Origin of the sequence: Rubritepida flocculans DSM 14296, from assembly GCF_000425365.1 — a bacterium.
Classification (GTDB): domain Bacteria; phylum Pseudomonadota; class Alphaproteobacteria; order Acetobacterales; family Acetobacteraceae; genus Roseococcus; species Roseococcus flocculans.
In genome coordinates this window covers 33,345-58,163 of record NZ_AUDH01000011.1, presented here as the reverse complement: position 1 = coordinate 58,163, position 24,819 = coordinate 33,345, and the positions used below count along the sequence as shown (strand labels likewise).

The following is a 24,819-nucleotide window of genomic DNA, read 5'->3' as shown; positions in this document are numbered from 1 at the left end:
GCCGATGGCTACTCGGCCGCCTCCGCCGCGCCCGCGACCCGGGTGCGCGTGCGCAGCGTGACGAACTCCTCCGCCGCGGTCGGATGGATGCCGATGGTGCGGTCGAAATCCTGCTTGGTCGCGCCCATCACCACGGCGATGGCGATGCCCTGCATGATCTCCGGCGCGTCCTCGCCCACCATATGCGCGCCCAGCACGCGCTGCGTGCGCTGGTCCACCACGAGCTTCATCAGCGTGCGCCGGCCCTCGCGCCTGCTGATGGTGTGGCGCATGGGCGTGAAGCGGGTGACGTAGATGTCCACCGGGCCGCGCTTCGCCGCCGCCTCCTCCGAGAGCCCGACCGTGGCGGCGGGCGGCGAGGTGAAGATGGCGGTGGGCACGTTCTCGTAGCTGGCGCGGCGCGGGGTGTTGCCGAACAGCGTGTCGGCCAGCGCATGGCCGACGGCGGTGGCCATGGGGGTGAGGTTCAGCCGGTCCGTCACGTCGCCGATGGCGTAGATGTGGGGGATGTTGGTGGCGTGGTCCTCGTCCACCGGAATCGCGCCGGAGGGTGCGACGGCCACCCCCGCCTGCTCCAGCCCCAGCCCCTCGGTGTTGGGCGCGCGGCCGGTGCAGAAGAACACCGCGTCCACCTCCCGCGCCGCGCCGTTGGAGAGGGAGAGCAGCACCCGCCCGCCGGGCAGCGGCGCGAGGCGCGTGGCGTTCACCCCGCCCTCCAGCCGGATTCCCTGGGCCGCCATGCCCTCGGCCACCGCCTGGCGCAGATCCTCGTCGAAGCCGCGCAGCACCTGGGGCGAGCGGTGGAACACCTCCACCTCCGCCCCCAGCCCGTGCAGCAGGCAGGCGAACTCCAGCGCGATGTAGCCCGCGCCGAGGATCGCCACCTGCCGCGGCAGCGCCTGCAGGGCGAAGAGGTCGTCGCTGATCAGGCCGAGCTCCGCGCCCGGGATGGGCAGGCGCGTGGCCCGTCCGCCCGTGGCGACGACGATGCGCGTGGCGCTGACGCGCCGGCCGCCGACATCGAGGGTGTTGGCGTCGAGGAAACGGGCCCGCGCGTCGAAGCGCGTCACCCCCGCGCCCTCCAGCAGCCGGGCGTAGATGCCCGACAGCCGCGCCACCTCGGCGTCGCGCGCAGCGGCGAGCTTCGCCCAGTCATGCCCGCCCTTGTGGATGCGCCAGCCGAAGGCCGCCGCGTCCTCGGCCCACATGCCGTATTCGGCGGCGTTGACCATGATCTTCTTCGGCACGCAGCCGACATTCACGCAGGTGCCGCCCCAGAACCGCTCCTCGGCGATCGCGACGCGCGCGCCATGCCCCGCGGCGATGCGCGCGAGCCGCACGCCGCCCGAGCCGCCGCCGATCACGAAAAGGTCGAAGTCATGCGGCATCGGCGGCGTCCTCGGCGACGGTGGAGACGATCATGTGGGCCCGGAAAGTGGTGGGGTGGGCCACCAGCCGCGGCGCCCAGCCCGCGCGCTGCAGCGCGGTGAGCAGGAAGCCCGCCTGGTAGCCGAGCTCGGTCCAGCCGCGCTGGATCGCCTCGATGGACATGCCATCGAGCCGCGGGCCCCAAGGATAGGGCACGGGGCCGTCCACCATGCCGTCGGGCACCATCGGCTCGCCGCAGAGGATCAGCCGGCCGCCGGGGTTGAGCCGCCCGCGCAGGTGGCGCAGCAGGCCCATGAAGTCGCGCGCGTGGTGGAAGGCCTCGAAGAAGATGATGGCGTCGAAGCTTTCGCCGGCGAAGCCCTCGCCGAAAAGGCCGCGCTCCAGCCGCACCGGAAGGCGCATCGCGCGCGCCTGAGCGCGAATCACCCGCAGATACTCGGGCTCCACGTCCACCGCGTGGCACTGGTAGCCGATGCGCGCGAGGAAGAGCAGGAACTGCCCCGTGCCCGGGCCATACTCGAGAACCCGCGCGCCCGGCGGCGCGCCGATCTCGCGCAGCATGGCCGCGTAGCACTCGAACATCTCGGCCAGGAAGGCCGGCGAGCGATGATCCCAGGGGGAGAGGCCGGTCCAGAGATCGCGGTCCGCCAGCGAATGCCCGATGCGCTCGTCCCGCCGCGCGCTGAAGCCATGCGCGCCGCGCAATTCGGCCATCAGGGCGAAGGCGCGCGCCGCGTAGTCGGGGCCGAGGGGATCGAGCGCGCGCAGCTCGGCGCAGACGGGCGGCGGCTCGAGCTCCAGCTCCGCCATGGCGGCCCCCAGCGCCACGGGATCATGGGCCAGATCCTCCCGAAGCCGGCGGATGGCCGCGTGCATTTCCGCGATGGTGGCGATGCGCCGCCGTGCGGGGGGCCGCGGCGCGGAATCCTCCGGCACCGGGGGCGCGGGTGCGGCCACGGCCGCGGCCTTTTCGGGCCTCGACGCGCGGGCAGCGCGACGCCCGCGCCCCCGCCACCCGCCCAGAAGGTCGCTCAGCGCGCCTCCGATCCTGCTGACGCCGCTCATGCGTCGCGCATCTGGGGCCGGGGGCGGCGGGCGTCAGCCCCCCAGCGCGGCGGGGCTGCCCGGCGCGGGGCGCGGCCGGGGTCGGGACAAGGCGGGCGGATGCGCTGTAGCGTCCCGGCCGGAAAGGGGAAGGAAGCCTCCATGCCGCGACGAATCATCGATATTTCGGTCTCCCTCAAGGCGGGAATCGCCAGCGACCCGCCCCATATGCTGCCCGAGATCGAGTATGTGGACCACCACATGAGCGCCCCCGAGATGGCCGGCTATATGGGCGTGCCCGTCTCGGCCCTGCCCGAGGGCGAATACGCCGCCATCGAGCGCGTGCGGATCTCCACCCACAACGGCACCCACCTCGACGCGCCCTATCATTTCTTCTCGCGCATGAACGAGCGGTTCACGCCGGGCGGCGAGCCCTCCTGGCGCATCGACGAAGTCCCGCTCGACTGGTGCTTCCAGCCCGGCGTGAAGCTCGACTTCCGCGACAAGCCGGACGGCTACGTCTGCACGCCCGAGGACGTGCAGCGCGAGCTGGAGCGCATCGGCCATGTGCTGAAGCCGCTGGAGATCGTGCTGGTCAACACCCGCGCCGGCAGCCGCTACGGCGAGGCCGACTACATCGACAGCGGCTGCGGCATGGGCAAGGCCGCGACGCTGTGGCTGCTCGAGCAGGGCGTGCGCGTCACCGGCACCGATGGCTGGTCCTGGGACGCACCCTTCAGCCACACGAAGCGCCGCGTGGCCGAAACCGGCGATGCCGGGCTGATCTGGGAAGGACACCGGGCGGGGCGCGAGATCGGCTACTGCCACCTGGAGAAGCTCGCCAACCTCGACCAGCTTCCGCCCGACGGCTTCCTGGTGGCCTGCTTCCCCGTGAAGGTGCATCGCGGCAGCGCGGGCTGGACGCGGGCCGTGGCCATCCTCGAGGAGTGAGCGCGGCGGCGGCCATGCGCGTGGAGGTCGCGCCGCTCACGCCCGGGCCGCTGGCCGAGCGCGTGCTCGACCTCGCGGCCACGGGCCGGGCGGGGCTTTCCGCGCTGCTGGGCGATGCGGCGCAGCGCCAGGCGCTGTTCCGGCCGCGCATCCGCCCCGAGTGCTTCCTGGCCGCGACGGTGGAGGGGGAGCTCGCGGGCTATCTCAGCCTCAAGCTCGGCGGGCGCGGGCCCTTCGCGCCGGGCTTCGCCGATTTCCGGCGCTGCTATGGCTGGCGGCGGGGGCTTCACGCCTTCCTCGTGTTCTCGGCCATCGAGGCGCGCTCCCGCGCGCTGCCGGGCGGGGCCTATGTGTACGGCATCGACGTGCTGGAACCCTTCCGCGGCCGCGCGCGCTTCCCGCCGCACGGGGTGGGGGGCGCGCTGCTCCTCGCCGCATCCGCCTGGGCCGCGGCGCGCGGGCTCGACCGGCTGGAGGCCGAGGTGCGCGCGCCTGCCTCGGCCGCGCTGTTCCGCCGCATGGGGGCGCGGCCGATGACGGCGCGCCCGTTCTCCCTCGGCCGGCTGCTGATGGCGACGGCGGGGGATTACGAGCGGCTGTGCATCCCGCTGCGCGGGTGAGCGCCGCTCACCCCTTGCCGTGGCAGTGCTTGTACTTCTTCCCCGAGCCGCAGGGGCAGGGCGCGTTGCGCGGCGTGCGGTGCCAGGTGGCGGGGTCGTTCGGGTCCACCTCGGTGGCCGTGCGCGCGGGCGCCACCGCGAGGCCATAGCCGCCCCCGGCCGGGGCCGGCTCGAAGGCGGATGCCGCCTCCTCCGGCGAGGGGTGGCGCATGTCCATCACCCGCACCGGCTCGGGCGGGGGCGGGGGCGCGTCGGCGGCGAACTCCACGCGCAGCAGCAGCGAGGTGACGCGCTCGCGCAGCTCCTCCAGCATGTTGTTGAACAGCGCGAAGGCCTCGCGCTTGTACTCGTTCAGCGGGTCGCGCTGGCCATAGGCGCGCAGGCCGATGCCCTGGCGGAGGTGATCGAGCTGGAGGAGGTGCTCCTTCCACACCTGGTCGAAGACCTGCAGCAGCACCGATTTCTCGACCATCCGCATGAACTCGGGGCCGATATTCGCCGCCTTGGCGGCGGCGGCGGCATCGGCCGCGGCCTCGATGCGCTCGCGCACCTGCACCTCGTCGATCCCCTCCTCCTGCGCATAGGCGGCGATGGGGAGGTCGAGGCCCAGCACCTCCTTCACGCGGCGCTCCAGCCCCGCAAGATCCCACTGCTCGGGATAGGCGTTCTCCGGGATCGCGCGGTCCACCATGGCGCCGATGGTCTCGCGGCGCATCTCGGCGATGGTCTCGCTGAGGTCATCGGCCTCCATGAAGGCGCGGCGCTGGGAATACACCTCGCGCCGCTGGTCGTTCATCACGTCGTCGTATTTCAGCAGGTTCTTGCGCGTGTCGAAGTTGCGCGCCTCGACCTTCTTCTGCGCCTTCTCCAGCGCCTTGTTGATCCAGGGATGGACGATGGCCTCGCCTTCCTTGAGGCCGAGCTTCTGCAGCATCCCGCCCATGCGGTCGCTGCCGAAGATGCGCATCAGATCGTCTTCCAGGGAGAGGAAGAAGCGGCTCGCGCCGGGGTCGCCCTGGCGGCCGGAGCGGCCGCGGAGCTGGTTGTCGATGCGCCGGCTCTCGTGGCGCTCGGTGCCGATGACGAAGAGGCCGCCGGCCTCCATCACCTTCGCCTTGTTGGCCTCCACCTCGGCCTTGTGGCGGGCCAGAGCTGCCTCGTACGCGGGGCCCTCGTCGGCGCCGGCCTCGGCGCGGGCCAGCATCTCGGCGTTGCCGCCCAGCTTGATGTCGGTGCCGCGGCCGGCCATGTTCGTGGCGATGGTCACCGCGCCCGGCCGGCCGGCCTGGGCGATGATGCCCGCCTCCTGCTCGTGGTAGCGCGCGTTCAGCACGTTGTGGGCGATGCCGCGCCGCTTGAGCAGGGAGGAGATCAGCTCGCTCTTCTCGATGCTGGTGGTGCCCACGAGGCAGGGCTGCCCGCGCGCCTGGCATTCGCCGATGAGCTTGATCACCGCCTCGTACTTCTCGGCCGCCGTGCGATAGACCTCGTCGTCCTGGTCCACGCGCCTGACGGGCACGTTGGTCGGGATTTCGACCACCTCCAGCTTGTAGATCTCCATGAACTCGTCCGCCTCGGTGGCGGCCGTGCCCGTCATGCCGGCGAGCTTGGGATAAAGGCGGAAGTAGTTCTGGAAGGTGATGGAGGCGAGCGTCTGGTTCTCCGGCTGGACGGTGACGTGCTCCTTCGCCTCCAGCGCCTGGTGCAGCCCGTCCGAGTAGCGGCGGCCCTCCATCATGCGGCCGGTGAACTCGTCGATGATCACGATCTTGTCGTTGCGCACCACGTATTCCACGTCGCGCTTGAACAGCACATGCGCGCGCAGCGACTGGTTGACGTGATGCACGAGGCTGACGTTCACGGGGTCGTAGAGGTCGCCCTCGGTCAGCACCCCGGCCTCGCGCAGCATGCGCTCGATGTCCTCGCCGCCCTTCTCGGTCATGGCGACGGTGCGCTGCTTCTCGTCCTTCTCGAAGCGCTCGGGATCCTTCACGAACTCGGCCATCACCGCGTCCACGCGGCGGTAGAGGTCGGAGGTGTCGTCGGTGGGGCCGGAGATGATGAGCGGCGTGCGCGCCTCGTCCACCAGGATGCTGTCCACCTCGTCCACGATGGCGTAGGCGAAGGGCCGTTGGACCATGTCCTCCAGCCGGTACTTCATGTTGTCGCGCAGGTAGTCGAAGCCGAACTCGTTGTTCGTGCCGTAGGTGATGTCGCAGGCGTAGGCGGCGCGGCGCTGGTCGTCGGTCAGGCCGTGCACGATCACGCCGGTGCTGAGGCCGAGGAAGCCATAGACCTCGCCCATCCACTCCGCGTCGCGCTTGGCGAGGTAGTCGTTGACGGTGACGACATGCACGCCCTTGCCGGCCAGCGCGTTGAGATAGACGGGAAGGGTGGCGACGAGCGTCTTGCCCTCGCCGGTCTTCATCTCGGCGATCTTGCCTTCGTGCAGCACCATGCCGCCGATCATCTGCACGTCGAAATGGCGCAGGCCGAGCACGCGCTTCGCCGCCTCGCGCACCGTGGCGAAGGCCTCCTCCAGCAGATCGTCCAGCGTGGCGCCCTGGGCGAGGCGGGCGCGGAACTCCTCCGTCCTGCCGCGCAGCGCCTCATCCGAGAGGGGGGCGAGCTTCTCCTCCCAGGCGTTGATCGCGGGCACGCGCGCCTGGTAGCGCTTGAGCGCGCGGTCGTTCGCGGAACCGAACAGGGCACGGGCGAGACGGGCGAACATGGGGGCGAGGATCTCTCCGGAGCGCGGCGGAATCGCGGCGGGGCGCGGGGCCGCGCGGGTCAGTCCGGCAGAGATAGGACCCGCCCCGAGGGGGGTCAACCGCGGCCGCGTGACGCGGGCAGCACGAGTTCCCGGCTCACGCCCCGGCAATCCATCTCGAAATCCAGGCCCTGGACGGGCGGGCGGCAGGGCTGCCAGGTCAGCCCATGGCGGGCCGCCCCGCGGCGGACGAACATCTCGAGGAAGAGCGGCGCGAAGTCGAACACCGTGTAGGCCTGCACCGCCGTGGTGTCCCGCCAGCCGAAGCCGAGCGCGCCCATGCGGCGTTCCATCTCGCCCAGCACATAGTCGCATTTCAGGCGCATGCCGGCGGGCGAGGTGTCGCCCCAGGCCACCACGCTCTCGCGGTAGCTCGCGCCGCCCTCGCGCGCCTCGCCGCTGCCGGCCACGACGAAGCTGGGCGGGGCGTTCGCATCCTCCACCGTGTAGCTGAAGGCGTGGAAGCAGGGCTCGGAGGGGGGCGCGATCTCGGGGCAGACATTGCTGCGCGCCACCGGGTTCTCCCCACCCTGCACAATGCCCCATTCCTGCAGCACGCCGACATAGAGGCGGTTGAAGGCGGCGAAGCCGGCCTCGGTGAAGGGTTCGGGGCTGCGCAGCTCGCATTGCGCGAAGGCGGCGGGCGGGCGGCCGAGCGCGGCGAGATGCGCCTTGATGCGCGCGAACCCCTCGGCGAGCGGCACCGGCTCGGCGAAGCGCGCGCGCTCCAGCCGGAAGCCGGGCTCGGCCGCCACGCCGCCCGAATACTGGAACACGGCCGGGATGTAGCGGTAGCCGCCGGCCGCCATGATCTGGGTGCCCATGCGTCCAGGGTTCCGCCGCGGGGGCCGCGCGTCAAGCGCGGCGGGTTGTGGGGGCGCGGGGCATCGGCCATTGTCCGGCCGGATTGATGGATTCCCCGCCGATGGCCCGCCTGCCGCTCGCCGCCCTCCTGCTCGCCTCCGCCACGCTGCTCGGGCCGGCCCCGGCGGCCGCGCAGGGCCCGGCGCCCGCGGCGCCCGCCCCGGGGGCGGAGGCCAACCCCGTGATCGCCCGCGTGAACGGCGAGGAGATCCGCCTCGACGAGGTGATCGCCGCCGCCGCCGAGGCCATGCCGCCCGAGCTGCGCGCCGTGCCGCCCGCCATGCTGCGCGCCATGCTGCCGCCCCAGGTGTTCGAGCAGCTCGTGGACCGCGCCATCACCGACCGCGCCATGGTCCAGGCCGCCCGCGCCGCGGGGCTGGACCGCGAGGAGGAGCTGCGCCGCCGCATGCGCCAGCTCGAGGAGAACGAGCTGCGCGACGCGCTGCTGCGCCGCGAGGTGCTGCCGCGCCTGACCGAGGAGGCGCTGCGCGCGCGCTTCGAGCGCGAGCAGGCCGGCCGGGCGCCGGAGGAGGAGGTGCGCGCGCGCCACATCCTCGTCGCCAGCGAGCAGGAGGCGCGCGCCATCCTCCAGGAAATCCAGCGCGGCGCGAGCTTCGAGGAGGTGGCGCGCCGCCGCTCGACCGACCCCGCGGCGCGCAACGGCGGCGATCTCGGCTTCTTCCGCCGCGGCGACATGGTGCCCGAATTCGCCGCCGCCGCCTTCGCGCTCCAGCCCGGCCAGGTGAGCCCCGCCCCGGTGCGCACCCAGTTCGGCTGGCACGTGATCCGGGTGGAGGAGCGCCGCGTCTCGCGCGGGCCGAGCTTCGAGGACAGCCGCGAGGCGCTGCGCCAGCAGGCCATCGAGGAGGAGGTGGCCGCCGCCGTGCAGCGCGTGCGCGCCGCCGCCCGCATCGAGCGCGTCGAGCCCCCGGCCGAGGCGGCCCCCGCCGCGCCGCAGCCCGAGCCGCCGCCGCCCGCGCGCGCGCCCGCCCCCGCCCAGCGCCGCTGAGTTCCGCAAGACCGACACGCCATGGCCCATCCCGTCTCGCCCCTTGCCCTCCCGCTGCCCGAGATGCCCGCGCTGGCGGGCGCCGAATGCGCTTCCGCCGCCGCCGGCATCCGCTACAAGGGCCGGGAGGACGTCACCGTCTTCCGCTTCGCCCCCGGCACCACGGTGGCCGGCGTGTTCACCCGCAACAAATGCCCCGGGGCGCCTGTGGACTGGTGCCGCGCGGTGCTGAAGGGCGGGCGCGCCCGCGCGCTCGTGGTCAATGCGGGGAACAGCAACGTCTTCACCGGCAAGGCCGGGCAGGAGGCCTGCGCGCGCACCGCCGAGGCGGCGGCCGGACTGGTCGGCTGCAAGCCGGGCGAGGTGTTCCTCGCCTCCACCGGCGTGATCGGCGAGAAGCTGCCGACGGAGCGGCTGCTGGCCGCGCTGCCCGGCGCCTTCGGCGCGCTCGCCGAGGACCGCTGGGCCGCCGCCGCACGCGCCATCATGACCACCGACACCTTCCCCAAGGCCGCGACGCGCACGGCGCGCATCGGCGATGCGGAGGTGACGATCAACGGCATCGCCAAGGGCAGCGGCATGATCGCGCCGGACATGGCGACGATGCTCTGTTTCCTCGCCACCGACGCGAAGATCCCCGCCCCCGTGCTGCAGAGGCTGCTGGCGAAGGGGGTGAACGCCAGCTTCAACTGCGTGACGGTGGACAGCGACACCAGCACCTCCGACACGGTGCTGCTCTTCGCCACCGGCCAGGCGAAGCACCCGCGCGTCACCGCCGCTTCGCCCCCCGCCCTGCTGCGGGACTTCGCGCGCGCCCTGGGCGAGGTGCTGCACGATCTCGCGCTGATGGTGGCGCGCGACGGCGAGGGCGCGCAGAAGCTCGTCACCGTCAAAGTCACCGGCGCGGTCAGCGCGGCCTCCGCGCGCCGCATCGCCATGTCCATCGCCAACTCGCCGCTGGTGAAGACCGCCATCGCCGGCGAGGACGCGAACTGGGGCCGCATCGTCATGGCCGTGGGCAAGGCCGGCGAACCCGCGGACCGCGACCGCCTCTCGGTGGCCGTCGGCGGCGTGTGGATGGCTCGGGAGGGCGGCGTCGTCCCCGGCTACGACGAGGCGCCCGTCGTCGCGCACATGAAGGGGCGCGAGGTGGAGATCACGGTGGACATCGGCCTCGGCCGGGGCAAGGCCACCGTCTGGACCTGCGACCTGACGCACGGCTACATCGACATCAATGGCAGCTACCGGAGCTGAGCTGCCCATCGTCACGGCGCGGCTGCTGCTGCGCCCGCTGGAGCCCGAGGACGCCGCGGAGGTCACGCGGCTGGTGAACGACTATTCGGTGGCCGGCAACCTCGCGCGCGTGCCCTTCCCCTACCGCGACGGCCTCGCGCTCGAATGGATCGCCGCCACCCGCGCGCAGATCGCCCGCGGCGAGGCCTATCACCTCGCCATCACCCAGGGGGGCGCGCTGGTCGGCTGCGTCGGCCTCACGCTGGCCCGCGGCGCGGGAGCGGAGCTGGGCTACTGGATCGGGCGGAAACACTGGGGCCAGGGCATCGCCCGCGAGGCCGCCGCGGGGCTGCTCGACTGGGCGCAGCGCCATCTCGGCGTGACGCGCGTGGAGGCGAGCGCGCTGACCGACAACGCCGCCTCCCACGCCGTGCTGCGGCATCTCGGCTTCGCCGAGGCGGGGCGCGCGGTGCAGCCCTACCTCTCGCGCAACCGCAACATGCCGGTGATCCGCTTCCTGCGCGAGGCGGCGCCCGCCCCGGCGGCGCCGAAGCCCCTGCTGCTCGTCGTCGCCTGCGCGCTGGTGGACTCCGATGGGCGCGTGCTGCTGGCGCAGCGCCCGCCGGGGAAGGCCATGGCGGGGCTGTGGGAGTTCCCGGGCGGCAAGATCGGCGCGGGCGAGACGCCCGAGGCCGCGCTGATCCGCGAGCTGCGCGAGGAGCTGGGCATCGAGACGCAGAGCGCCTGCCTCTCGCCGCTCTTCTTCGCCTCGCACGGCTATGCGGAGTTCCATCTGCTGATGCCGCTCTACATCTGCCGCCGCTGGCAGGGGCGCGTCACCGCGCGCGAGGGCCAGACCCTCGCCTGGGTGGCGCCCGCGCGGCTGGCCGACTACCCCATGCCGCCGGCCGATCTGCCGCTGGTCGCGCTGCTGCGCGACTTCCTCTAGGCTCGCACGCCATGAGCAACCCCACCGCCTGCCTGCTGATCATCGGCAACGAGGTGCTCTCGGGCCGCACCCGCGACGCGAACCTGCAATACCTCGCCACACGCCTCGGCGAGCTCGGTATCCCGCTGCGCGAGGCGCGCGTGATCCCGGATGTGCGCGAGACCATCGTCGCCACCCTGAACGAGGTGCGCGCGCGCTACGACCACGTGTTCACCACCGGCGGCATCGGCCCGACGCATGACGACATCACCAGCGAATGCGTGGCCGAGGCCTTCGGCGTGCCCTGGGTGGTGCACGAGGAGACGCGCGCCCTGATGGCCGAGGACTACGCGCGCCGCGACCCGCCCGTGGAGTTCAACGCCGCCCGGCTGCGCATGGCCACCCTGCCGCTGGGGGCTGTGCCCATCCGCTGCACGATGACCTCCGCACCCGGCTTCACCATGGGCAATGTGCATGTGATGGCGGGGGTGCCGCGCATCATGCAGTCCATGTTCGAGGCGCTGGCGCCCTCGCTGAAGGGCGGCGTGCCGGTCGTCTCGCGCACCGTGCATGCGCTGGGCGTCTACGAGGGGAACATCGCGGCGCAGCTCGAGGCCATCCAGGCGCGCTTCCCGGCGCTTGAGATCGGCAGCTATCCCTTCTACCGCGCCCATGGGCCGCAGGGCTTCGCGGGCGGCGGCGTGGCGCTGGTGGCCAAGGGCACCTCCGCGAGCCAGGCGGAGGCGGCGGCGGCCGCCATCACCGAGATGCTGCGCGGCATGGGCGCCGAGCCCGTGCAGGGCGAGCCGCCGCCGGCCGGCTGAGGCGGAAATCCCACCCCCCGCCGAGGCGAGATGTCCCGCGCGCCGCACAGCCGCCTCGTCCTGACCTTCGCGCTGGCGGGCTTCGCCTCAGCCATCGCCACCCGCGTGGCGGACCCGCTGGTGGCCGTGCTCGCGCTCGATTTCGCGCAGGAGCCGGCGCGGGTGGCGCTGCTGGCCACCGCCTTCGCCCTGCCCTTCGCGCTGGTGCAGCCGGTGCTGGGGCCGGTGGCGGATGCGCTGGGCAAGCGGCGCGTCATCGTCTTCGCCCTCGCCTTCCAGGCGCTTTTCCTCGCGGCCTCGGCGCTGGCGCCCACGCTGCTCGTGCTGCTGCTGCTGCGCATGGCCACCGGCGCGGCGGGCGGCGGCATCTTCCCCGTCACCCTCGCCCTGTTCGGCGACCGCGTGCCGCTCGCGGAGCGCCAGGTGGCGATCAGCCGCTTCCTCGCCTGCGCCATTGCGGGGCAGATGGCGGGCGGCGTGATGGCGGGGCTTTTGGAGCCCGCGATCGGCTGGCGCGGGCTGATGCTGCTCTGCGGGGCGCTTTCCGCGCTCGCGGTGCTGCCGCTGCTGCGCGACCGCGTGCCCGATCTCCGCGGCCGGCTGAGCTTCGGCGATGCGGTGGCGCGCTACCGCTTCCTGCTGACGCACCGGCCGGCCCTCGCCCTCTACTGGGCGGTGGGCATCGAGGGGATGCTGGTGTTCGGAGGCTTTCCCTATGTCGCCAACCATCTCCTCGAAACCGGGATGGGCGGGACGCGCGAGGCCGGCTTCACCCTGGCCGCCTTCGGCTGCGGCGGCTTCCTCTATGCCGGCTGCGCCCCGCTGCTGGTGGCGCGGCTGGGCCCCCGGCGGATGATGCGGCTGGGCGGCGCGCTGGCGGGTGGCGGCCTCGCGGGGCTCGCGCTCGCGCCCTCCGCCCCGATCTTCGTGGCCGCGGGGCTCTTCGTCGGCACCGGCTTCTTCATGCTGCACAACTCCCTGCAGACGCGCGTGACGGAGGTGGCCCCGCAGGCGCGCGCCTCGGCCGTGTCGCTGCACGCCTTCCACTTCTTCCTCGGACAGGCGATGGGCCCGCCGCTGATGGGCGCGATCCGCTGGGGCTTCGGGCTGGAGGCGGGGCTGCTGCTGGCGGCCTGCGGGCTGCTGCTGCTCGGCCTCGTGATGGGGCGGCGGCAGGAAACGGGCTGACAGGCGCGCCGCGCACCGGCAGGCGGCGGGAGGGGAAGAGGCATGGCGGGCGGCAGGGCGTTTCCGTGGTGGGCGGTGGCTTTCCCGGCGCTGGGCGCGGTGGAGGTGGCGGCCAAGGGCTCGGTGCCTCTGCTGCTGGTGGCGGCGGGGCTGATCGGCTGCGTCTTCGCCGCGGTGCACCACGCCGAGACGGTGGCGCGCCGCCTGGGCGCGCTGCTGGGCAGCCTGCTGCTCGCCGTCTCCATCACCGTGATCGAGGCCGGGCTGATCGTCTCGATGATGCTCGGCGGCGCGGAGCCGACGGTGGCGCGGGATTCCATCTTCTCCGCGCTGATGATCGCGCTGAACGGGGTGCTCGGCCTGTGCCTGCTGCTCGGCGGGCGGCGGCATTTCGAGCAGAGCTTCCGCACCCCCGCCTCCAACGCCTTCCTCGCCGTGCTCATTCCCCTCGCGGCGCTGACGCTGGTGCTGCCCAACTTCACCACCAGCGCGGCGGGGCCGGTCTATTCCGCGCCGCAGCTCCTCTACGTCGCGCTCGTCTCCTTCGGGCTCTACATCGCCTTCCTCTACGTGCAGCTCGTGCGGCACCGGGCGGATTTCGTGGCGGACCACGAGCTGGCGGGCGGCGCCGCGCGGCCTTCGGGCCCGGTGGCGCTGGGCGCCACGGCGCTGCTGCTGGTGGCGCTCGCCTGCGTGGTGCTGCTCGCCAAGCAGCTCGCGCCCTATCTGGAGGGCGCGGTGCGCGGCGCGGGGCTGCCGCTGCCGCTGGTGGGTGTCGCCATCGCGCTGCTGGTGCTGCTGCCCGAGGGGCTGACGGCGATCCGCGCCGCCGCCCGCAACAATCTGCAGACCGCGCTGAACCTCACCCTCGGCTCGGTGCTGGCCTGCGTGGGGCTGACCATCCCGGCGGTGGCGGTGGTGGCGCTCTGGACGGGGCAGCCGCTGCATCTCGGGCTGGACCAGGCCATGGTGGTGCTGCTCGCCACCACCTTCCTGATGCTCGCCGTCACCCTCAACACCGGGCGGACGACGGTGCTGGAGGGCATCGTGCACCTCGCCATCTTCTCGGCCTTCGTGATGTTCTCCTTCCTGCCCTGAAGCCGGGCAGCCTGCCGCGCGGCTGGGCGGAACGCGCCGCGAGGCGGGGCGGCGAGGCCAGATGCGCCTTGCCATGGTCACGATCCGGGGGCAGAAGAGGCGCGCCTGCGCATCGCGTGCGGGAGAGAATCGGGGCCCTGCCACAGGGCCCCGGTCGCCGAAGGCGCAACCGGCCCCCGGAACCGCTCAGGCAGAAGGGCCGCGCGCGACAGGGCACTCTGGAAAGCCCGCGCTCCCGCAAGGCGGGCGCGGCACCGAAGGAGTAAGGCGCGCTCCCCTCGCCGGGAGCAACGCTGAATCTCTCAGGTCACGGGACAGAGGGGGGTCACGAACGCAACCGCCGCCCGCGCGGCAGGGGGAATCGTGACCGCGACCGAGACGCTCCACACCACGCCGCTCGATGCCCTGCACCGCGAGCTGGGCGCGCGCATGGTGCCCTTCGCCGGCTACAGCATGCCCCTGCAATACCCGGCCGGCATCATGGCCGAGCACCTGCACTGCCGCAGCGCCGCCGCGCTGTTCGACGTCTCGCACATGGGCCAGGCCGAGCTGGTGGGAGAGGGCGCGGCCGCGGCGCTGGAGGCGCTCACGCCCGCCGATGTCCAGGGCCTCAAGCCCGGCCGCCAGCGCTACGGGCTGCTGCTGAACGAGCATGGCGGCATCGTGGACGACTTCATGTTCGCCAATCTGGGCGAGCGGCTCTTCCTCGTCGTCAACGCCTCGCGCAAGCACCTCGACTTCCCGCTGATCGAGAGCGTGCTGCCCGCCGGCGTGCGGCTGCGCCCGCTGCCCGACCGCGCGCTGCTCGCCCTCCAGGGCCCTGGCGTGGCGGCGCTGATCCCGAGCGACCTCACCTTCATGGGCATCGCGCCCATGACCATCGCGGGCATCGAGGTGATCGCCTCGCGCTCCGGCTACACAGGCGAGGACGGCTACGAGATCTCCGTGCCGGCCGAGCGGGCGGAGGCCCTGGCGCGCGCGCTGCTGGCCATGCCGGGGGTGATGCCCGCGGGGCTCGGCGCGCGGGATTCGCTGCGGCTGGAGGCGGGGCTCTGCCTCTACGGCAATGACCTCGACGAGACGACGAACCCCGTCGAGGCGGCGCTCACCTGGTCCATCGGCAAGCGCCGGCGCATGGCGTGGGACTTCCGCGGCGCCGAGGCGGTGCGCGAGGCGCTGGACAAGGGCCCCCCGCGGCTGCGCGTCGGCATCCGCCCCGAGGGCCGCCAGCCTGCCCGCGCCCACACGGAGATCCGCGCCGGCGGCGCGAAGATCGGCGAGGTCACCTCCGGCGGCTTCGGCCCCTCGGTGAACGGCCCCGTCGCCATGGGCTATGTGGCGCGCGACCACGCCGCCGACGGCGCGCCGCTCGACCTCATCGTGCGCGACAAGGCGCTGCCCGCCCGCGTCGCGCCCCTTCCCTTCCACCCGCACCGCTACGCCCGCTGAAGGAGAGCCCCCATGAGCGCGTTGAAGTTCACCAAGGACCATGAGTGGCTGCGCCTGGAGGGCGATGTGGCCGTCGTCGGCATCACCGACCACGCGCAGAACGCGCTGGGCGACGTGGTGTTCGTGGATCTGCCGGAACTGGGCCGCGAGGTGGAGGCCGGCGAGGCCGTGGCGGTGGTGGAGAGCGTGAAGGCCGCCTCCGACGTCTATGCCCCCATCGCCGGGAAGGTGGTGGAGGTGAACGCCGCCCTGGCGGAGGAGCCGGGCCGGATCAACAGCGACCCCACCGGCGAGGGCTGGTTCTTCAAGATCGCCCCGAGCGGCCCCCTGCCGGACGACCTCATGGACGCCGACGCCTACGCCGCCTTCCTGGAGACGCTCGCATGACGCTCGCCGAGGAGCTGCTCGCCCTGGAGGATCGGGGCGAGTTCATCCGCCGCCACATCGGCCCCTCCGAGGCCGAGATCGCCGAGATGCTCAAGGCCGTGGGCTGCCGCGACCTGGAGGAGCTGGTGGCGAGGACGGTGCCCGCCGCCATCCGCGGCGTGGAGCTCTCCGCCCTGCCCGCGCCGGTGAACGAGGCCGCGGCCATCGCGGAGCTGCGCGCGCTGTCCGAGCGCAACATCCGCAAGCGCAGCCTGATCGGCATGGGCTATCACGGCACGCACACGCCGCCGGTGATCCTGCGCAACATCCTCGAGAATCCCGGCTGGTACACCGCCTACACGCCCTATCAGGCCGAGATCGCGCAGGGCCGGCTGGAGGCGCTGGTCAATTTCCAGACCATGATCTGCGACCTGACGGGGCTGCCCGTCGCGGGCGCCTCGCTGCTCGACGAGGGCACGGCGGCGGCCGAGGCCGTCACCCTCGCGCACTCCGCCCACAAGGGAAAGAGCGACGTGCTGGTGGTGGCGGCCGACCTGCATCCGCAGACCATCGCGGTGGTGCGCGTGCGCGCCGAGCCCGTGGGCATCCGGCTCGTCCTCGCCGAGCCCGCCGCGCTGGCCGCCACCGTGGCCGCCGAGAAGCCCTTCGCGGTGCTGACGCAGTATCCCGGCACCACGGGCGCGCTGCGCGACATCGCGCCGGAGATCGCTGCCGCCCATGCGGCCGGCGCGCTCGCCATCGTCGCGGCGGACCTGCTGGCGCTGACGCTGGTGACGCCGCCCGGCGAGATGGGCGCGGACATCGTGGTGGGCTCCTCGCAGCGCTTCGGCGTGCCGCTCGGCTATGGCGGGCCGCATGCCGGCTTCATCGCGGTGAAGGACGCGCTGAAGCGCAGCCTGCCCGGCCGGCTCGTCGGCGTCTCGGTGGACGCGGCGGGCGCGCCCGCCATGCGCCTCGCGCTGCAGACGCGCGAGCAGCACATCCGCCGCGAGAAGGCCACCTCCAACATCTGCACCGCGCAGGTGCTGCTGGCGGTGATGGCCTCCATGTACGCGGTGTGGCACGGGCCGGAAGGACTCAAGCGCATCGCGCGCCGCGTGGCGCTGCAGGCGCGCGCGCTGGCGGGCGCGGCCAAGGCGGCCGGCTTCGCGCTGGCGCATGAGGCCTTCTTCGACACGGTGTGCATCGAGACCGGCGCGCGCACGGAGGCCATCATGGCCGCGGCGCTGGAGGCGGGCTTCAACCTCCGCCGCGTGGACGAGGCGCGCGTCGCCGTGGCCCTGGACGAGACGGTGACGCGCGAGGAACTCGCCACGCTCTGCCGCCTCTTCGGCGGGGAGATCGGCGAGGCGGCGGGCGGCATTCCTGCCGGGCTGCTGCGCCAGAGCGCCTTCCTCACCGCCGAGGTGTTCAACAGCCACCACGCGGAGCACGCCATGCTCCGCTACATGAAGAAGCTGGAGGAGAAGGACATCGCGCTCAACCGCTCGATGATCCCGCTCGGCTCCTGCACCATGAAGCTGAACGCCACGGCGGAGATGATCCCGATCACCTTCCCGGGCTTCGCCGAAATCCACCCCTTCGCCCCCGTCGAGCAGGCGCAGGGCTACATCGAGCTGATCCGCCGGCTCGAATCCTGGCTGTGCGCGGTGACGGGCTTCGCGGCCGTCTCGCTGCAGCCCAATGCGGGCAGCCAGGGCGAATATGCCGGGCTGCTCGCCATCCGCGCCTGGCACCGCGCGCGCGGCGAGGGGCACCGCACCATCTGCCTCATCCCTTCCTCCGCGCACGGCACCAACCCGGCCTCGGCGGTGATGGCGGGGATGCAGGTGGTGGTGGTGGCCTGCGACCGCGACGGCAACGTGGACCTCGCGGACCTGCGCGAGAAGGCGATGAAGCACGGGCCCAACCTCGCCGCGCTGATGGTGACCTACCCCTCCACCCATGGCGTGTTCGAGGAGCAGATCCGCGAGATCTGCGCCGTGATCCACGCCCATGGCGGGCAGGTGTACATGGACGGCGCGAACATGAACGCGCAGGTGGGCCTCACCTCGCCGGCGGCCATCGGCGCGGATGTGTGCCACCTCAACCTGCACAAGACCTTCTGCATCCCGCATGGCGGGGGCGGGCCGGGCGTGGGGCCGATCGGTGTCGCGGCGCATCTCGCGCCCTTCCTGCCCAACCACCCGCTGCTGCCCGAGGCGGGGCCCGCCACGGGCTTCGGCCCGGTCAGCGCCGCGCCCTTCGGAAGTGCGGCCATCCTGCCCATCAGCTACGCCTACATCCGCATGATGGGCGCGGAGGGGCTGACGCGCGCGACGCAGGTGGCGATCCTCAACGCCAACTACATGGCCGCGCGGCTGCGCGACCACTACCCCATCCTCTACCGCGGCGGGAACGGGATGGTGGCGCATGAGTGCATCCTCGACTGCCGCGGCTTCCAGCAGGGCGGCGGCGTGCTGGTGGAGGACATCGCCAAGCGCCTGCAGGACTACGGCTTCCACGCGCCCACCATGTCCTGGCCCGTGGCCGGCACGCTGATGGTGGAGCCCACGGAGAGCGAGACCAAGGCGGAGCTCGACCGCTTCATCGAGGCGATGATCAGCATCCGCGCCGAAATCCGCGCCATCGAGCAGGGCAGGATGGACCGCGCGGACAACCCGCTGAAGAACGCCCCGCACACGGCGGCCGAGGTGACGGCGAGCGAGTGGACCCACCCCTATTCGCGCGAGCAGGCCGCCTTCCCGCTGCCCTGGGTCAAGGCGCAGAAATACTGGCCGCCGGTGAAGCGCGTGGACAACGTGTACGGCGACCGCAACCTCGTCTGCACCTGCGCGCCGCTGGAGGAATACGCGGCGGTGGCCACGCTGCAGGCGGCGGAGTAGGCGCGGCGGGCGGGAGGCGCTAGCTTCCCGCCCCATGCGCTACATCTCCACCCGTGGCGAGGCCGCGCCCCGCGGCTTCGAGGATGTCCTGCTCGCCGGCCTGGCCGAGGATGGCGGGCTGTTCCTGCCGGAATCCTGGCCGAGCCTCGGCGCCGCCGAGTGGCGCGCGCTGCGCGGCCTGCCTTACGCCGAGCTCGCCGCGCGCCTCATCCACCCCTTCACGGGCGGCGCCCTCTCCCTCGAGGATCTGCAGGGGCTGACGCGCGCCGCCTATGCCGGCTTCCGGCACCCCGCCACCGTGCCGCTGGTGCAGCTCGGCCCGCGCGACTTCGCGCTGGAACTGTTCCACGGGCCGACGCTCGCCTTCAAGGACGTGGCGCTGCAGCTTCTCGGCCGGCTCTTCGACCATGTGCTGGCGAAGCGGGGCGAGCGCATCACCATCGTCGGCGCCACCTCGGGCGACACGGGAAGCGCGGCCATCGAGGCCTGCCGGGATCGTGCCGCGGTGGACATCGTGATCCTGCACCCCAGGGGCCGCACCAGCGAGGTGCAGCGCCGGCAGATGACGACGGTGCTGGCCCCCAATGTCGCGAACCTCGCCATCGAGGGCAGCTTCGACGACTGCCAGGATCTCGTGAAGGCCATGTTCGTGGACGCGCCCTTCCGCGCCGAGATGCGGCTGGCCGCCGTGAACTCCATCAACTGGGCGCGCATCGTGGCGCAGATCCCCTATTACGCCGCCGCCGCCCTCGCCCTCGGCGCGCCGGAGCGCGAGGTGGCCGTCTCTGTGCCCACCGGCAATTTCGGCAATGTGCTGGCCGCCTGGGCGGCGCGGCGCATGGGGCTGCCCATCGCGCGCTTCATCGTGGCGTCGAACCGCAACGACATCCTGGCGCGCTTCCTCGCGGCGAACGACATGAGCGTGCGCCCCGTCGAGCCCTCGCTGTCCCCCTCGATGGACATCCAGGTGAGCTCCAACTTCGAGCGCCTGCTCTTCGAGCTGCTCGGCCGCGACGCCGCCGCCACCGCGCGCATCATGCGCGACTTCCGCGCCACCGGCCGCATGCCGGTGCCCGACGCCGCCTGGCGCGCGGCCAGCGCCGACTTCGCCGGCTTCGCGCTGGACGATGACGCCACCCTCGCCGAGATCGCCCGCTGGCACGCCGAGGCCGGCTACCTCGCGGACCCGCACACGGCGGTGGGCCTCGCCGCCGCCCGCGCCCATGCGCCGGCCGATCCGGGCATCCCCGTCGTCACCGCCGCCACCGCGCATCCGGCCAAGTTCCCGGACGCGGTGGAGCGCGCCACGGGGCTGCGCCCGCCGCTGCCGCCCGCGCTGGCCGACCTCTACGCGCGCGAGGAGCGGCTCGCCGTGCTGCCGAACGACCTCGCCGCCGTGCAGGGCTTCGTGCGCGCCCATGCTTTGCGCAACGCCGCCTGAGGGCCATATCCGCGCCATGTCCGACACCCTCCGCCTCACGAAGCTCCCCTCCGGCCTCATCGTCGTCACCGACCGCATGGAGCGCGTGGAGACCGTCTCCATCGGCGCCTATGTCCATGCCGGCACGCGGCACGAGAGCGCGGCCGAGAACGGCGCCTCGCATTTCCTCGAGCACATGGCCTTCAAGGGCACCGCGCGGCGCGACGCGGCGGCCATCGCGCGCGAGATCGAGAATGTGGGCGGGCACATCAACGCCTACACCGCGCGCGAGCAGACGGCCTACTACTGCAAGGTGCTGAAGGAGGATGTGGCCCTCGCCGCCGACATCATCGGCGACATCCTCTGCCATTCCACCCTGGTGCCCGAGGAGCTGGAGCGCGAGCGCGGCGTGATCCTGCAGGAGATCGGCCAGGCGAACGACACGCCCGACGACATCATCTTCGACCATTTCCAGGAAGCCTGCTTCCCCGGCCAGCCCATGGGCCGCCCGACACTGGGCACCGAGGAGGTGATCCGCGCCATGCCCCGCGAGGCGCTGACCGGCTACATGGCGCGGCATTACGGCCCCTCGCAGATCGTGGTGGCCGCCGCCGGCGCGCTGGAGCACGAGGAGATCCTGGCCCTGGTCGAGCGCCATTTCGCGGACCTTCCCCGCGTCGCCCCGCCCGCGCCGGAGCCCGCGCGCTACCAGGGCGGCGAGCACCGCGAGGAGCGCGAGCTGGACCAGGTGCACATGGTGCTGGGCTTCCCCTCCACCCACTACGCCGACCCCGACCACTACGCGGTGCTGCTGCTCTCCACCCTGCTCGGCGGCGGCATGTCCTCGCGGCTGTTCCAGGAAATCCGCGAGAAGCGCGGCCTCGTCTATTCCATCTACTCCTTCGCCCACCCCTATGAGGACAGCGGCGTCTTCGCCCTCTATGCCGGCACGGGCGAGGAGCAGGCGGCCGAGCTCGTTCCCGTCGCGGTGGAGGAGCTGCGCCGCGTGCAGCGCGACGTGACGCAGGAGGAGCTGGACCGCGCCAAGGCGCAGCTCCGCGCCTCGCTGCTGATGTCGCTCGAATCCACCGGCTCGCGCTGCGAGCAGATCGCGCGGCAGATCCAGATCCACGGCCGCGTCATCCCCATCGAGGAGACCAAGGCGCGCATCGCCGCCGTCACGGTCGAGGACGTGCAGCGCGCCGCCGCCCGGCTGTTCCGCGCGCGCCCCACCCTGGCCGCGCTCGGCCCGGTGGGCCGGGTGCCGCGCCTTGAGGCCATCGCGGAGAAGCTCGCGGCATGACCGACGCGGACCGGCTCTCCGCCCTTCTCGCGGCGGCGAAGCGCGCGGGGGCGGACCAGGCGGATGCGCTGCTGGTGCACTCCGCCTCGCTCTCCGTGCAGCGCCGCCTCGGCGCCGTCGAGCAGATCGAGCGTTCCGAGGCCGTGGACCTCGGGCTGCGCGTCTTCGTTGGCCACCGCGTCGCGGTCGTCAGCGGCACCGACGCGGACCCCGCGGGCTTCGCCGCACTCGCCGAGCGCGCCGTCGCCATGGCCCGCGTGGTGCCGGAGGACCGTTTCGCGATGATCCTCGACGCGCCGCCGCCCATGGATCCGCGCCCGCTCGAGCTCGACGACGGCCAGGAGCCTTGCGCCGAGGCGCTGCTGGCCCGGGCCGCTGCGGCGGAGGAGGCGGCGCTCTCCGTGCCCGGCGTCACGAACAGCGAGGGCGCCAGCGCCGGCTGGGCGCGCACGCGCCGCGCGCTCGCCACCTCGCGCGGCTTCTTCGGGGGATACGCGCGCTCGAGCCACAGCGTCTCGGCCACCGCGCTCGCGGGCGAGGGCACGGCGATGCAGCGCGACTACGACTATGCGAGCCGCACGCATCTCTCCGAGCTCGAGGACGCGGCGCTGATCGGCCGCCGCGCGGGCGAGCAGGCGGTGGCGCGCCTCCATCCGCGCCGGCCGAAATCGGCGCGGCTGCCGGTGGTCTATCACCCGCGCGTCGCGGCCTCGCTGCTCGGGCATCTGGCGAACGCGATCAACGGCGCGGCCATCGCCCGCGGCACCTCCTTCATGAAGGACGCGCTGGGCACGCCCGTGCTGCCGCGCGGGATGTATGTCTGGGACGACCCGCTGCGCCCGCGCGGCCCGCGCTCCCGCCCCTTCGACGGCGAGGGCCAGCCGGGCCGCCGCCGCGCCCTGGTCGAGGACGGGGTGCTGACCACCTGGCTGATGGAGAGCCGCAGCGCGGCGCAGCTCGGCCGCGCCACCACCGGCCACGCCGCGCGCGGCACGGGCGGCCCGCCCGCGCCCGCCCCCAGCAACCTCTGGCTGGAGGCCGGCTACGTCACCCCGCGGGAGCTGATGAGCGACATCGTCGAGGGGCTCTACGTGACCGAGCTCATCGGCATGGGCGTGAACGGCGTCACCGGCGACTACTCGCGCGGGGCGGCGGGCTTCATGATCCGCGACGGCGCCCTCGCCGAGCCGGTGGGCGAGATCACCATCGCGGGCAAGCTGCCCGAGATGTTCCGCATGCTGCACGCGGCGAACGATCTCGAGTTCAGGCGCGGCACGGATGCGCCCACCCTGCGCGTGGACGCGATGACGCTGGCGGGGGCGTGATACGGGCGGCATGTCATGCCGACCGTATCGCGCGCAGGGTTGACGGGCCCCCATCGAAGCTTTGCTTCGATGGGACCCGGCGTGGCGGCTGCGCGCCGAAACAAAGGCATACCAGCGGCTGCGCCGCTGCCGCACGGGTCAAAGCAAGCGGCCGCTGGTATGAGGCCCGTCACCCGGGCCAGGCCTTGACCTCCGTCTCGACGAAGCTGAGCGGCGCGGGCCCGCCGTTGACGACATTGTGCTCCACGCCGGCGGGGCGCGCGTAGGCGACTCCCGCCTTCAGCTCCGCCTTCGTGTGCGTGCCGTCCGGGAACTCGATGTGCAGCGTGCCGTCATGCACCGGCACCACCACATAGAGCCAGCCATGGCGGTGGAAGCCCGTCTCCGCGCCGGGTTCGAAGTCCCAGCGCGTGACGCGGACCTTGTCGTCCTCCACCTGCACCGTCGCCACCGCGGGCGCACGGCAGCGCAGCGGCTCCCGGGCGGAGTCGTTCTCGCGCGCGGCCGCCCCACCAACCCCGCGCGCCGATGCGCCCGGCCCGGGTGCCGGGCGCATCACTCCGCCGCCTGCTTCATCATGCCCGGCAGCGGCAGCGCGCCCGCGGCCTGCCAGGCGGCCCAGACCTTGTCGCCCTCGGCGGGCGAGAGCGGCAGGTGCGGCGGGCGGATGGTGCGCCAGCCATCGTCGCCGGTGCTGCGCGCGATGATCTCGCGCAGGCCGGGGATGAGCGGCACGCTGGTCGCGGCCTTGCGGGTGGCGGTCAGCATGGCCTGGGCGGCGTCGGCCTCCGGCCCCGTGCGCTTCGCATAGACGATGCCGCCCCAATGGCTGTTGGCGTTGGAGGCGGCGGTGATGCAGCCCGCCCCGCCATCGGCGAGGATGCGCTGCACGAACTCGTCGCTGCCCGAATACACCTCGAAGCCGCGCGCGGCGAAGGCGTCGATCATCGCCTTCATGTTCGCGTAGTCGCCCGAGCTGTCCTTCACGCCCTTGAACACGCCGGGGAAGGCGTCGAGCAGCCGGCCGATGAGGGAGAGGCTGAAGGGCACGGCCGATTGCTGCGGGAAGTGGTAGAGGTAGAGCGCGATGCCGGGGCCCACGTGCTCGACCACCTGCGCGAAATAGGCGAAGAGCCCGTCATCGCTGGGGTTCTTGTAGTAGAAGGGCGGCAGCAGCAGCACGCCGCGGCAGCCCTGCGCGCGGGCGTGGCGCGTCAGCTCCACCGTGTCGGTCAGGCTGGCGCAGCCGGTGCCCGGCATCATCGCCGCGGCCGGCACGCCGCGCGCGATCAGCCCCTCGAGGATCGCCATGCGCTCATGCAGGCCGAAGCTGTTGGCCTCGCCCGTGGTGCCGAGGATGCCGAGGCCGTTGCAGCCATTCGCCAGCAGCCACTTCGCGTGGGCGGCCATGCGGTCGAGGTTGGGCGAGAGGTCGGGGTTCATCGCGGTGAGCACCGCGGCGTTGATCCCGCCGTAGAGCGCGTCCTTCATCGGGCGTTTCCTTGCAAGGGAGTGGGCAGAAAAGGGGGCTTCTCGCCGGCGCGCCGCGGCCAGCGCGCGGGCCATGCGACGACGTGATCCTCGAGCGCGCCGGCCTCGCGCTCGCTCACCGCGCGGCCCGCGACGGAGACGCCCGCGCGCGCCACGCTCCCCGCCTCGCCCGAGCGCAGCGGGTGCCAGGCCGGCAGGTCCCGCCCCTCGGCGAGCAGGCGGTAGGCGCAGGTGGGCGGCAGCCAGTCCATCTTGCGCAGCCGCGCGGGGGTGAGGCGGATGCAGTCCGGCACGCGGGCCTTGCGGTGCGCGTAGTCGCCGCAGCGGGCGGTGGAGAGGTCGAGCAGGCGGCAGGCCACCTCGGTGTGGTGGACGCGGCCCGTCTCCTCGTCGCGGATCTTGTGCAGGCAGCAGCGCCCGCAGCCGTCGCAGAGGCTCTCCCACTGCGCGCGCGTCATCTTCTCGAGCGGCGTGGTCTGCCAGAAGGGCGGGGAGGCGGGCACGCGGCCATTGTAGCGCCATCCGCGCCGCTGGGCAGCCTCACCCCGGCGGCCGCTCTCTTGCCTCATGAGACGGCGGCGCGGCCGCTGGCATGCCATTGTTCTGGCGCTGAGCCGCCACGCCCGGTCCCATCGAAGCAC

The 24,819-nt window shown here is 73.0% G+C and carries 21 protein-coding genes and 2 riboswitches; of the genes, 14 read left to right on the top strand and 7 right to left on the bottom strand.

Annotation, left to right across the window (positions count from 1 at the left end; all coding sequences use genetic code 11):
• Positions 1–8: 8 nt before the first annotated feature.
• Positions 9–1,388: a glutathione-disulfide reductase gene (gene gorA, locus H596_RS0111270; protein WP_027284982.1), complete on the bottom strand. Its 1,380-nt coding sequence runs from the start codon at positions 1,386–1,388 to the stop codon at positions 9–11.
• Complete coding sequence (locus H596_RS22945) at positions 1,378–2,346, bottom strand: class I SAM-dependent methyltransferase (protein ID WP_051212832.1); 969 nt, start codon at positions 2,344–2,346, stop codon at positions 1,378–1,380. The genes gorA and H596_RS22945 overlap by 11 nt, the downstream gene beginning before the upstream one ends.
• Before the next feature lie 249 nt (positions 2,347–2,595).
• Here H596_RS22945 and H596_RS0111260 point away from each other — a divergent pair, with 249 nt between their 5' ends.
• On the top strand, positions 2,596–3,384 hold the full coding sequence (locus H596_RS0111260; protein WP_027284981.1) for a cyclase family protein: 789 nt from the start codon (positions 2,596–2,598) through the stop codon (positions 3,382–3,384).
• On the top strand, positions 3,381–4,004 hold the full coding sequence (locus H596_RS0111255; RefSeq protein ID WP_027284980.1) for a GNAT family N-acetyltransferase: 624 nt from the start codon (positions 3,381–3,383) through the stop codon (positions 4,002–4,004). Before H596_RS0111260 ends, H596_RS0111255 begins: the two co-directional genes overlap by 4 nt.
• A 7-nt stretch (positions 4,005–4,011) precedes the next feature.
• Here the strand turns inward: H596_RS0111255 and secA are convergent, their stop codons facing one another.
• Together secA and cnbZ are read right to left on the bottom strand one after the other, a co-directional pair.
• Entirely contained in the window at positions 4,012–6,735 is a 2,724-nt protein-coding gene (secA, locus tag H596_RS0111250) for a preprotein translocase subunit SecA (protein WP_027284979.1), read from the bottom strand.
• A 95-nt stretch (positions 6,736–6,830) separates the two neighbouring features.
• A complete protein-coding gene (gene cnbZ / locus H596_RS0111245) occupies positions 6,831–7,598 on the bottom strand; it encodes a 2-amino-5-chloromuconate deaminase CnbZ (RefSeq protein ID WP_027284978.1) in 768 nt (255 codons plus the stop codon).
• Positions 7,599–7,699: 101 nt separating this feature from the next.
• Here cnbZ and H596_RS21175 point away from each other — a divergent pair, with 101 nt between their 5' ends.
• The 12 genes from H596_RS21175 to H596_RS0111185 all read left to right on the top strand — a co-directional run bounded on the left by H596_RS21175 (position 7,700) and on the right by H596_RS0111185 (position 22,687).
• Positions 7,700–8,647 (top strand): peptidylprolyl isomerase, encoded by a 948-nt coding sequence (locus tag H596_RS21175; RefSeq protein WP_037301021.1) that lies wholly within the window; start codon positions 7,700–7,702, stop codon positions 8,645–8,647.
• A gap of 21 nt (positions 8,648–8,668) precedes the next feature.
• Positions 8,669–9,901 carry a bifunctional glutamate N-acetyltransferase/amino-acid acetyltransferase ArgJ gene (gene argJ, locus H596_RS0111235; protein ID WP_027284977.1) on the top strand — a complete coding sequence of 411 codons (1,233 nt, stop codon included), beginning with the start codon at positions 8,669–8,671 and terminating at the stop codon, positions 9,899–9,901.
• A complete protein-coding gene (locus H596_RS0111230) occupies positions 9,882–10,829 on the top strand; it encodes a bifunctional GNAT family N-acetyltransferase/(deoxy)nucleoside triphosphate pyrophosphohydrolase (protein WP_037301019.1) in 948 nt (315 codons plus the stop codon). The genes argJ and H596_RS0111230 overlap by 20 nt, the downstream gene beginning before the upstream one ends.
• An 11-nt stretch (positions 10,830–10,840) precedes the next feature.
• A complete protein-coding gene (locus H596_RS0111225; protein ID WP_027284975.1) occupies positions 10,841–11,632 on the top strand; it encodes a competence/damage-inducible protein A in 792 nt (263 codons plus the stop codon).
• 30 nt (positions 11,633–11,662) lie between these two features.
• Complete coding sequence (locus H596_RS21170) at positions 11,663–12,820, top strand: MFS transporter (protein ID WP_037301017.1); 1,158 nt, start codon at positions 11,663–11,665, stop codon at positions 12,818–12,820.
• A 42-nt stretch (positions 12,821–12,862) separates the two neighbouring features.
• The gene (locus tag H596_RS0111215) at positions 12,863–13,918 is read left to right on the top strand and encodes a calcium:proton antiporter (RefSeq protein ID WP_027284974.1); all 1,056 of its coding nucleotides are present in this window, start codon (positions 12,863–12,865) and stop codon (positions 13,916–13,918) included.
• Between the two features lie 109 nt (positions 13,919–14,027).
• Positions 14,028–14,130, top strand: a riboswitch (glycine riboswitch).
• Positions 14,131–14,246, top strand: a riboswitch (glycine riboswitch).
• 35 nt (positions 14,247–14,281) lie between these two features.
• Positions 14,282–15,367 (top strand): glycine cleavage system aminomethyltransferase GcvT, encoded by a 1,086-nt coding sequence (gene gcvT, locus H596_RS0111210; RefSeq protein ID WP_027284973.1) that lies wholly within the window; start codon positions 14,282–14,284, stop codon positions 15,365–15,367.
• 12 nt (positions 15,368–15,379) lie between these two features.
• Positions 15,380–15,754, top strand: coding sequence for a glycine cleavage system protein GcvH (gene gcvH / locus H596_RS0111205; protein WP_027284972.1), 375 nt, complete (start codon positions 15,380–15,382; stop codon positions 15,752–15,754).
• Positions 15,751–18,639: an aminomethyl-transferring glycine dehydrogenase gene (gcvP, locus tag H596_RS0111200; protein ID WP_027284971.1), complete on the top strand. Its 2,889-nt coding sequence runs from the start codon at positions 15,751–15,753 to the stop codon at positions 18,637–18,639. Before gcvH ends, gcvP begins: the two co-directional genes overlap by 4 nt.
• A 34-nt stretch (positions 18,640–18,673) precedes the next feature.
• Positions 18,674–20,080 carry a threonine synthase gene (gene thrC, locus H596_RS0111195; protein ID WP_027284970.1) on the top strand — a complete coding sequence of 469 codons (1,407 nt, stop codon included), beginning with the start codon at positions 18,674–18,676 and terminating at the stop codon, positions 20,078–20,080.
• Between the two features lie 16 nt (positions 20,081–20,096).
• Positions 20,097–21,362: a M16 family metallopeptidase gene (locus H596_RS0111190; RefSeq protein WP_027284969.1), complete on the top strand. Its 1,266-nt coding sequence runs from the start codon at positions 20,097–20,099 to the stop codon at positions 21,360–21,362.
• The gene (locus H596_RS0111185) at positions 21,359–22,687 is read left to right on the top strand and encodes a TldD/PmbA family protein (protein ID WP_027284968.1); all 1,329 of its coding nucleotides are present in this window, start codon (positions 21,359–21,361) and stop codon (positions 22,685–22,687) included. The genes H596_RS0111190 and H596_RS0111185 overlap by 4 nt, the downstream gene beginning before the upstream one ends.
• A gap of 169 nt (positions 22,688–22,856) precedes the next feature.
• Here the strand turns inward: H596_RS0111185 and H596_RS0111180 are convergent, their stop codons facing one another.
• From H596_RS0111180 to H596_RS0111170, 3 genes are read right to left on the bottom strand one after another with little or no spacing between them, the layout of a single operon-like run.
• Positions 22,857–23,243 (bottom strand): cupin domain-containing protein, encoded by a 387-nt coding sequence (locus tag H596_RS0111180; protein WP_156910095.1) that lies wholly within the window; start codon positions 23,241–23,243, stop codon positions 22,857–22,859.
• Entirely contained in the window at positions 23,243–24,178 is a 936-nt protein-coding gene (locus tag H596_RS0111175; RefSeq protein ID WP_027284966.1) for a dihydrodipicolinate synthase family protein, read from the bottom strand. Before H596_RS0111175 ends, H596_RS0111180 begins: the two co-directional genes overlap by 1 nt.
• On the bottom strand, positions 24,175–24,681 hold the full coding sequence (locus H596_RS0111170; protein ID WP_027284965.1) for a YcgN family cysteine cluster protein: 507 nt from the start codon (positions 24,679–24,681) through the stop codon (positions 24,175–24,177). The genes H596_RS0111175 and H596_RS0111170 overlap by 4 nt, the downstream gene beginning before the upstream one ends.
• Positions 24,682–24,819 lie beyond the last annotated feature (138 nt).